8 protein-coding genes are annotated in these 9205 nt (G+C 57.1%); 1 reads left to right on the forward strand and 7 read right to left on the reverse strand.

The genetic code is table 11. The features are described from left to right. Nucleotides 1-111: 111 nt before the first annotated feature. The 7 genes from NW834_RS12345 to purB form a co-directional block, all read right to left on the reverse strand. Complete coding sequence (locus tag NW834_RS12345; protein WP_414418720.1) at nt 112-1479, reverse strand: FAD-binding oxidoreductase; 1368 nt, start codon at nt 1477-1479, stop codon at nt 112-114. 112 nt (nt 1480-1591) lie between these two features. Beyond that, complete coding sequence (pstB, locus tag NW834_RS12350) at nt 1592-2389, reverse strand: phosphate ABC transporter ATP-binding protein PstB (protein ID WP_099883872.1); 798 nt, start codon at nt 2387-2389, stop codon at nt 1592-1594. A 70-nt stretch (nt 2390-2459) separates the two neighbouring features. Further along, entirely contained in the window at nt 2460-3353 is an 894-nt protein-coding gene (gene pstA, locus NW834_RS12355) for a phosphate ABC transporter permease PstA (RefSeq protein WP_011433508.1), read from the reverse strand. 38 nt (nt 3354-3391) lie between these two features. After that, the gene (gene pstC, locus NW834_RS12360; protein WP_414418721.1) at nt 3392-4375 is read right to left on the reverse strand and encodes a phosphate ABC transporter permease subunit PstC; all 984 of its coding nucleotides are present in this window, start codon (nt 4373-4375) and stop codon (nt 3392-3394) included. A 147-nt stretch (nt 4376-4522) separates the two neighbouring features. Next, on the reverse strand, nt 4523-5584 hold the full coding sequence (gene pstS / locus NW834_RS12365; protein WP_414388782.1) for a phosphate ABC transporter substrate-binding protein PstS: 1062 nt from the start codon (nt 5582-5584) through the stop codon (nt 4523-4525). 508 nt (nt 5585-6092) lie between these two features. After that, the gene (locus tag NW834_RS12370) at nt 6093-7073 is read right to left on the reverse strand and encodes an aspartate carbamoyltransferase catalytic subunit (protein ID WP_414418722.1); all 981 of its coding nucleotides are present in this window, start codon (nt 7071-7073) and stop codon (nt 6093-6095) included. A 10-nt stretch (nt 7074-7083) separates the two neighbouring features. Continuing rightward, the gene (purB, locus tag NW834_RS12375) at nt 7084-8379 is read right to left on the reverse strand and encodes an adenylosuccinate lyase (RefSeq protein ID WP_414418723.1); all 1296 of its coding nucleotides are present in this window, start codon (nt 8377-8379) and stop codon (nt 7084-7086) included. A 133-nt stretch (nt 8380-8512) separates the two neighbouring features. Here purB and NW834_RS12380 point away from each other — a divergent pair, with 133 nt between their 5' ends. Then, nucleotides 8513-9094, forward strand: a complete 582-nt coding sequence (locus NW834_RS12380) for a Uma2 family endonuclease (RefSeq protein ID WP_011430559.1) — start codon at nt 8513-8515, stop codon at nt 9092-9094. Nucleotides 9095-9205 lie beyond the last annotated feature (111 nt).

Below are 9205 nucleotides of genomic sequence, written 5' to 3' on the forward strand. Positions count from 1 at the left end.
CTGACTGTAGAGCTTTGGACTGGTGTTGTCCTGCCCAGACAATCCATCAGGGATTAAACATGGGCAATACAGATAGACCAAGGCCAATTGCTGTGCTACTGTTGCTATTCCTCAAGCAGAGGCGCGCTCCTGCCAGGTGCGCATCTTGCCCGGATTGAGCAACCCATAGGGATCCACTTCTTCTTTAAAACGAATCTGGCGTGGATCCATCACTTTGCGCCCGCCGTCTTCGATGATGAAAGTGTGGGGGTTGGCAATAAATACTCCCTGCTCTTCGTGGTAGCGCATGATCTCGTTTAGACGCTCTTCGGTGGTAAAGCGGACAATTTGCAGGCCGACAGGGGTAGCTTGCCCGTTGATGCGAATCCACTCCAGGTGCATCAGCACTTCGTCGCCAAAATACTCGTACATGTGCTGCACCAGCTTCAGCTCCCGATCGGCGGGAAAAGCCGATTGTAAATAAGTCAGGCTGGGATCCACGCTGCGGCAGTGCAAAGTGGTGTGGTTCCAAGAAAATTCCCCCAGCGAGATCCCCTTGCTGGCCTCCTGGGCCGTTTTGTTGTAAACCACTTGGCCCCCATGTTCCCGGACAAGCTCCAACAGCGGCTCCAGGCTGCATTCGGCCACCATCAACAGGGCCACAGCGGATCCCTCTGGCAGATAGCCCCGCAGCGGCGCAAAGTAGCTGGGGATCGGCCAAGCGTGCAGGCTGATCATCTTCTTGATGATCCCATCCGCATCTCCCAGGGCCTGGCCAAAATGGGCACAGGGCATAAAGCCCACTTCAGGGGGAAAGGCCACCACCAGCTCCGCCCAAGGATAAGCAGGCGCCAGCGGGATCTCCACCTCGGTGATGATCCCATTCAGGCCCCAGGCATGGCTCACTTGGAACACCTCGTCTCCCCGCAGCTCCAGCACCCGGGGCTCTTCCTCCAGGGTGACCACCCGCAAACCCAAGATGTTGCCGCGATCCCGCAGTTGGCCGTAGGTTACAGAGCCAATGCCGCCGCTGCCGCCGGCAATGAACCCCCCGATGGTGGCCGTGCGATAGGTGGAAGGAGCCATGCGGATCTCCCAGCCCATCTCCCGGGTGTGTTTGTCGATGGCCATCAACTTGGCTCCCGCCTGCACCCGCGCCAAGCCCGGCTTTGCCCAAAGCACCTGGTTGAGCTTGCCCATGTCCAGGATCACACCCCCGGCCAGCGGGATACATTGGCCGTAATTACCGGTACCGGCACCGCGCACCGTAACCGGGATCCGCAGCCTGGCACAGGCCGCTGCCACCCGCATCACCTCGGCCTCATCGGCGGGGCGCACCACCAAATCTCCCCGCTTGTCGCTCAGTTGTCGGCTCAGCACGGGGCTGTAGTGGTAAAAATCCAACGACAACTTGGCCACCTGAGCCGGATCAGTGATGATCTCAATACCCTCTAAGTCAGAACGCAAAGCCTGCAGCTTGTCAGGAGCGGCAACGATCATGGGTATCCGTATTTGGGTGCAACGGTTCTTCAGACTCCATCATCGGCAGAAATTGCCTGCAAAAGGGTTTGCCGAGAACAGTATGGGAAGGATCCCTGTCCGGCCAGGTCGATTAGCCGAAGCGGCCCTCCACATAATCTCTTGTGGCTTGCTTGGTGGGGCTGTTGAAGATGACTTCAGTTCTGTCAAATTCAATCAGCTCGCCCACACGGTTGGAGCCCACCAGCTCCACGCTGAAGAAAGCCGTCATATCCGAGACGCGGCTGGCCTGCTGCATGTTGTGGGTGACGATGATGATGGTATATTCCTCCTCCAGCTCCTTCATCAGCTCTTCGATACGGCGGGTGGAAATGGGATCCAGTGCCGAACAGGGCTCATCCATCAAAATCACATCCGGCTGTACCGCCAGAGCGCGGGCAATACACAAGCGCTGCTGCTGCCCTCCCGACAGCGACTGACCATTTTCTTTCAACTTGTCTTTGACTTCATCCCAGAGGGCAGCCCGTTTCAGCGAGGTTTCCACCACCTCGTCCAAGTCCACCTTCATCCCCAGCACCCGCGGGCCGTAGGCCACGTTGTCGTAAATGCTTTTGGGGAAGGGATTGGGTTTTTGGAAGACCATGCCGATACGCCGCCGCACCGCCACCGGATCGACTTCTTTGGCGTAGAGATCCTTGCCGTGGTAGGTGAGCTTGCCCTCTACACGAGCACCGGGGATCAAATCGTTGGTGCGGTTGAAGCAACGTAGGATCGTGCTTTTGCCACAGCCGGAAGGGCCGATAAACGCAGTAATCTGTCGGGCTGGGATGTCCAGAGTAACATTTTTTACCGCCAGATTGGAGCCATAGTAGACATTCAGGTTCTCGGTCCTGAAAACGTAAGAGGTCTGGTTAAGAGATTGAGTTTGCATGGCAGCACTCACAAAAAGAGCTAGAGTTCGACGAAGAGTTCGATTCAAGACTTTGTTGAGAATCCTCAGGCTATTTCCTGGTCTTGTACACCAAAAAGCGAGCGGTCAAGCTGGCCGCCAAAACAATGGCTAACAAAACCAAAGCGCCCGCCCAAGCCAGCTCCTGCTGCACCCTGTAGGGAATGATGGAGAAAAAGTAGACCATCACCGGCAAGGTAGCCACCGGGCCAAAGAGATTAGTAGACCAGAAATTGTTGTTGAAGGCGGTAAAGAGCAGAGGTGCAGCCTCGCCTGCCGCTCGGGCCAAAGCCAGGATTAGCCCGGTTACGATGGCCGGTGCCGCTGCCGGCAAAACAACGCGCATTGTGGTCTGAAAGCGATTTGAGCCCAGGCCAAGGGAAGCCAAGCGCATGTCGGGCGAAACCAGCAGCAACGCCTCCTCGGTGGAGCGGATGACAATCGGCAGCATCAGCACGCCAAAAGCCACCCCTCCCGAGAAAGCCGAAAAGCCGGATCCCCTCACCACCACAGCATAGGCAAACAGGCCGCAGAGAATGGCCGGTACCCCCGTGAGCACATTGCAGGAAAACTTAACCAGATAAGCCAAGCGGGTGCCGCGACCGAATTCAGACAAGTACACTGCCGCCAAGATGCCGAAGGGAAAGCTCAAAGCCGCCCCCGTAGCCAGCACCATTAAATTGCCGACAATTGCGTGACCAAAGCCCCCTTCCGCCAGGCCAGGGGCAGGGTAGCGGGTCTGGGTGAGGACATCCCAATTTATCCGCTGGATGCCTTCCTTGCCCACATCCCACAGCACCCAAGATAGGGAAGCTATGATCACCGCCACAAAGAGGCCACTCAGCAGGGTTAGGACAATGCCTGTGTAATTGCGGACAGGGGCAATGGCGGCACGAGTAATGTCGATGTCAACCTTCTCAGGGGCAAGCTGTGCTGAGTCGGACATGATAACAGTGCTCCTTTATCTTCTTTCTGCTTCCCAAGTTACTGCTCCAAGTTTTGAAACTTGCGGATGATGATCTCGGCAACAGTGTTGACCAATAACGTCAGCACCATCAGCACCACGCCGGCATACATGAGAGCCGAAACCTGCAAGCGTCCTGCCTCGCCAAACTGAGAGGCAATCAAGCCAGTAATGGTGGATCCCGGCTGCATTAGGGAGATATTGATGCGGTTGGCGTTGCCGGAAAGCATGGCCGCTACCATGGTCTCTCCCAGGGCCCGTCCCAGCGCCAGCATGATCGAGCTGACAATGCCCGACAGGCCGGCAGGGATCATCACCGTTAAGAGGGTCTCCCAGCGGGTTGCCCCCAGAGCCAAAGCGCCCTCTTTTAGGCTGCGTGGCAGAGATTCAAGGGTACTGCGGGTAATGGAGATGATGATGGGAGAGATCATGATCCCCAGCACCATAGCCACTATCAACAAGCTGGGCCCCCGCGGAGCCGGGCCACCCAAGAAAGGGATCCAACCCAGCGTCTGGTTAATGGCTCGAAAGATGGGCCGCACTGCTGGAATCAGCACAAAGATCCCCCATAGCCCCAGCACCACACTGGGAATGGCCACGATCAGCTCAATGGCAAAGCCAATCGGCTCCGTTACCCACTTGGGGGCAAAACCTTCCGTCAGGAAGATGGCAGTGCCAATGCCCAGAGGGATGGCAAAAATCAAAGCCACCAGAGAGGTTACCAAACTGCCATAAATCTGTGGTAGCACTCCGTAGATGTTTTCCACCGGGTTCCAGCGGGCAGTAACCAGGAAGCCCAAGCCAAACTGCTGAATCGCCAGCAGAGCCGCTTCGGTGGTTTGAAGAATCACCCAGATGAGGATAATGCCGGCAAACCCTGCCAAGGCCAGCGTCAGGCGGACAAAGCCCACATCAACAGCCCGAGACAGGCTCGCCTTTTTCTCAATGTCAACATCGATATCCGGGTTTGGTGGTGAACCATAACCCGTAGCCGCTGAAGTCATAGCCTCTCTCCCATGATCATCTTCGGTTCAAAACTTTCCTAAAAATCCCACCGTGCAAGGTAAGCCCAGCAGCCGACCGAGAAAGCCTCATCTGCCTCCTCAGCCGGCCACCAGCTCCACTCTAGTGGAGTTCAGGCTGCAACCCAGTCATCGCACCGCATTGGGGTTAACGGTGATGGCATCCAGCTCTGCAAAGATCCGCTGGATAGCCGCCTCAGGCATAGGGATGTAGTCCAGCTCCTTGGTGATGGCTTGACCCTCTGGCCCCTGGGTCCACTTCAGAGCCTCCACCAGCTTGGTCAGCTTCTGCTGATCGGGATACTCGCGGTACAGCATCACCCAGAACAAGCCCACGATTGGGTAGTCATTTGGCCCTTCAGGGTCGGGCACCAACAGCGCAAAGTTATCAGGAATGGGAGCATCCAGCGCCGAGGTAGCTGCCTCAGTCGAGAACTCAACAATGTTGCCCGCTTTGTTTTCCAAGCGAGCAGTGGCCATCTTTTCCAGCTTGGCATAGGACTGGTTCACGTAGCCAATCGCCCCTGGCTCCTGCTTGATGGTGGCGGCTACGCCCTCATTCCCTTGGGCTCCAATGCCAACAGGCCACTCGACAGAAGTACCAGCACCGGCTGTCCAATTAGGGCAGACAGTTCTGATGTGGTTGGTGAACACAAAGGTAGTCCCAGAACCATCAGAGCGGTGTACCCAGGTGATGTCCAGGGGTGGCAGCTTGTTTGCTATACGTGGGTTCTCGGCCTTGATGCGAATGTCGTCCCAGCGAGTGATCTCGCCGGTCACGATGCCGCAGTAGGTTTTCCGCTTCAGGATGAGCTCTCCGTCTTCAATGCCGGGCAGGTTATAGGCAAACTCGATGGCCCCTCCCGCCAGAGGCAACTGTAGGGGATCATAGCCGTATTTAGCTCGGAAGCTTTCCAGGCGAGCACCGGAGAAAGGCGCCTCGGAAGCGCCGAAGTCCACAGTGCCATTGATCACCTGCTCTAGGCCAGCACCACTACCGACAGACTGATAGCTGACTTGCACAGCGGGGTCTACGGTGCGGTTGTAGGCGTCAAACCAACGTTGCAGCAAAGGAGCCGCAAAGGTCGCGCCCGCCCCGGAGATTTGCACGGTTTGGGCTTGAGCCGAGGTCGCTGTTAGAAATCCTACTGTTAGAGCGGTGAGGGAGAAAGCAGAAAGCAGGGTTCGCATAGGTAATATCTGTGGCAAATCAACATCTTCAACCCTATAACCTCAAAGTTAACGGAGGGATATCTAAAGGTTAACTTTGGGTTAAGTCAAGAGAAAAATCGATATTTTTGAGTGTGCTGGCTCGTTTCCAAACCTCGATTTTCCATCTGGTGGTTTTGGCCAGTTTGGATTTCAGCAAAATCAGGATCCTGGAGCCCAGGATCCGCGAAAAGGCTTATACTGCTGAACTTCTATCTCATTTGACAACCAATCAAACGGACACAACTTGAATAAGAGCTAAGCTTAGACGGCTGCAAAAAAACTCGATCCAGATCCAAGATGTGTAAAATTTGAGACAAAGATGTTGCTCACCTCTCGGCAAGCTTGGACATGATTTCAGCAGGGCGGGAAAAGCCCCGCCCAGAGATTCTTTCGGCTTTTGGCAGAGAGAATTGGTTAGAAGATAGACTCCAACCTTCTAGACGTGGGGCAGCTCTACATGTTCCCCGAGCAGAGAAAGATCTGGGCTCTAGGCTGGGATCCGCCCGCCCCCCATGAGGTACAGCAGGGCCATGCGCACCGCCACGCCGTGGGTGACCTGCTGCTCAATCAGGTTCAAGCCGGGATCCTCCATTACCTCGGAGCTGAGTTCCACACCGCGATTGACCGGGCCGGGGTGTAAAACCCTCACCTCTGGGTGGCACAGGCGCAGTCGTTGCCGCGTGAGGCCGAAGAAGTGATGGTACTCCTGCAAGCTGGGGAGAAGGAACTCGCCCATGCGCTCCTGCTGCAGGCGTAGGGTGATAACAAAACGCGCCCCTTCGAGGGCAGGCTCTAGCTGCCAATGGACAGGGAGCGTATGGCCGGGCACAAACTGGGCAAAATCCTTGGGCAACAGGGTGGGAGGGCCGGCTAAGTGAACCTCAGCTCCGGCAGCCACCAAGGCATAGATATCGGAGCGGGCCACTCGCGAGTGGAGAATATCGCCGACAATGGCAATTTTGATCCCTTGCAGCAACTCCAGACGGGGACGCCGGGGATCCAGATGGCTGCAGAGGGTAAACAAGTCCAGCAAACCTTGGGTGGGATGTTCGTGCAGGCCATCCCCGGCATTGAGAACGCCCACAGGGGATCCACGGCGGTCGATCTCGGCAGCTAATTGTTGGGGCACTCCTGCCTGGGCATGGCGAACGATTAAGAGATCGGATCCCATGGCCAGAAAGGTGCGGGCCGTATCCAAGAGCGTCTCCCCTTTGCTCAAGGAAGAGGTGCCTGGGGAAAAGTTGAGCACATCTGCCGAAAGGCGCTTGGCCGCCAGCTCAAAACTGGTACGGGTGCGGGTGGAAGGCTCGAAGAACAGCGTCACCACCACCTTCCCCTGCAGGGTGGGCACCTTGGGCAACCGCCGCGTCAACACCTCCTGGAAACTGGCGCTGGTCTGCAAAACCATCTGGTATTCTTCGGGAGTAAAATCCGCCAAGCCCAAGACGTGCTGCCGCTGCCAAACCATAGGGGATCCCTCAAATGCCCAGGCGGGCAAAGATCTCGTCCAAATGGGTTAGGTGGCGCCGCGGATCAAAACAAGCCTGCAGTTCCGCCTCGCTCAGGTGGGCCATCACCCGGGGATCCGCCAGCAGATTGGCGCGAAAGTCCCCCTGCGGCTGGTTCCAGGCGCGATGAGCATTTTCCTGCACCAGGCGGTAGGCTTCCTCGCGGCTAAGGCCCTTCTCCACTAAAGCCAGCAGCACCTGCTGGCTGAAGATGACGCCGCCGTAGAGGTTGAGATTGCGCTCCATGTTGCGAGCGTGAACCTGCAGCTGGCCCACCAGCTCCGCCATGTTGACCAACAGATAGTGGCAGAGGATGGAGGCATCCGGCAGGATGACCCGCTCTACGGAGCTGTGGGAGATGTCCCGCTCATGCCAAAGGGGAATGTTTTCTAGGGCCGAGACGGCATACCCGCGCAGGAGACGGGCCAGCCCCGTCAGTTGTTCCGCCTTGATGGGGTTGCGCTTGTGGGGCATGGCAGAGGATCCCTTTTGGCCGGGGGCAAAGTACTCCTCAGCCTCCAGTACCTCTGTTCGCTGCAGGTGGCGGATTTCAGTAGCAAAGCGCTCCAGCGAAGAGCCAATCAAAGCCAAAGTCTGCACATATTCCGCATGGCGATCCCGGGAAATGACCTGTGTCGAGGCTGTATCGGGCTTCAGGCCCAGGCGAGCGCAGGCCAACTGCTCCACCTGGGGAGGCACGTTGGCGTAGGTGCCCACGGCGCCAGAGATCTTGCCCACCGCCACCACTTCCCGCAGGCGAGCTAGGCGCTCTTGGTGGCGCAGGCACTCGGCCAGCCACCCTGCCAGCTTAAAGCCAAAGGTAATCGGCTCGGCGTGAACACCGTGGGTGCGGCCGATCATGAGGGTGTAGCGGTGCTGCCGAGCTTGGTCGCGGATAGCAGCGATGAGGTCGGCCAGGCGAGCTTGCAAGATCTCCACCGAGGCCACAAGCTGCACGGCCAGAGCGGTATCCAACACGTCCGAGCTGGTCAGGCCCAGGTGGATGTAGCGCCCTGCCTCGCCCACGTGCTCGTTGAGGTTGGTTAGGAAGGCAATAACATCGTGCTTCACTTCCGCCTCAATTTCCAAAACCCGCGCCGGGTCAAAGGCGGCTTTGGCTCTGATCTCCTGCAGGGCTTCTTGCGGGATCCGCCCCAGCTCCGCTTGCGCTTCACAGACAGCCAGCTCCACCTGCAGCCAGGTCTGGAGCTTGTGGGCAGTGGACCAAATCTGGCCCATTTCGGGCAGAGTGTAGCGCTCGATCAAGGTGCCTTTTCCGTCGGTACAGTAGGATGAGCTAGGCTATTTTAGCCTTTGGTGTCCCCCCTCGAGGAAAAGCCGCTGGGGGATCCCTGCGGGCTTGGCTTGCGGTGTCGAAGGAGCAGCAAGGAGTTTGCAGATGACCGTCGGAGCTGTGCCAACTCAGGGAAAAAGAGCTTGGACAGCCGAAGAATTCATGGCGTTGTCCAGGGAGGGACATCGCTACGAGATTGTTGATGGGAAGCCAATTGATATGGGAAGCGCGGGGGCACTCCATGGTTATGTCTGCAGCCTCCTATTGGCAGCTTTGACCCCCTACGTTTTGTCCAACAAGCTGGGGATCGTTTTAGATTCCAGCACTGCTTTTAAGATGAAGAGTGGAAATTGGCGCTCCCCTGACATCTCTTTTTTTGCTAAAGAACGCTTGCAGGGCATGGCTGAACTGCCCACAGGATTTTTGGAAGGCGCTCCAGATCTGGCTGTTGAAGTGCTTTCCCCCCGCAATACGGTTGAAGAAATTCATGACAAGCTGGTGGAGTACTTTGAAAATGGCAGCCGCCTGGTTTGGCTGGTTCACCCCAGCGAGCACTACGTCCTGGTGTATCGCAGCTCTCAAGAGCCTGACCGCCTCCTGAAATCGGTTGATCTTCTAGAAGGTGAAGAGGTTATTCCAGGATTTGCCCTGCCGGTGGCTCATCTATTCCAGAAGCTTTCCTTGTAACATCCCCCCGCCCTCACTCTAGCCAATAGAGCTTGGGCCTCCCAACCTTGCCATTGGGCATTCCTGCCCCGCGTCACAGAACGACTTGGCAGAGGAGTCGGTATCTCGACC

It is taken from the genome of Synechococcus sp. R60.1 (assembly GCF_047461835.1).
Classification (GTDB): domain Bacteria; phylum Cyanobacteriota; class Cyanobacteriia; order Thermostichales; family Thermostichaceae; genus Thermostichus.

Excerpts from the sequence above, each read along its gene's own strand:
- NW834_RS12345 (WP_414418720.1), bottom strand. The coding sequence starts at position 1,479 with ATGATCGTTGCCGCTCCTGACAAGCTGCAGGCTTTGCGTTCTGACTTA.
- pstB (WP_099883872.1), bottom strand. The coding sequence starts at position 2,389 with ATGCAAACTCAATCTCTTAACCAGACCTCTTACGTTTTCAGGACCGAG.
- pstA (WP_011433508.1), bottom strand. The coding sequence starts at position 3,353 with ATGTCCGACTCAGCACAGCTTGCCCCTGAGAAGGTTGACATCGACATT.
- pstC (WP_414418721.1), bottom strand. The coding sequence starts at position 4,375 with ATGACTTCAGCGGCTACGGGTTATGGTTCACCACCAAACCCGGATATC.
- pstS (WP_414388782.1), bottom strand. The coding sequence starts at position 5,584 with ATGCGAACCCTGCTTTCTGCTTTCTCCCTCACCGCTCTAACAGTAGGA.
- NW834_RS12370 (WP_414418722.1), bottom strand. The coding sequence starts at position 7,073 with ATGGTTTGGCAGCGGCAGCACGTCTTGGGCTTGGCGGATTTTACTCCC.
- NW834_RS12380 (WP_011430559.1), top strand. The coding sequence starts at position 8,513 with ATGACCGTCGGAGCTGTGCCAACTCAGGGAAAAAGAGCTTGGACAGCC.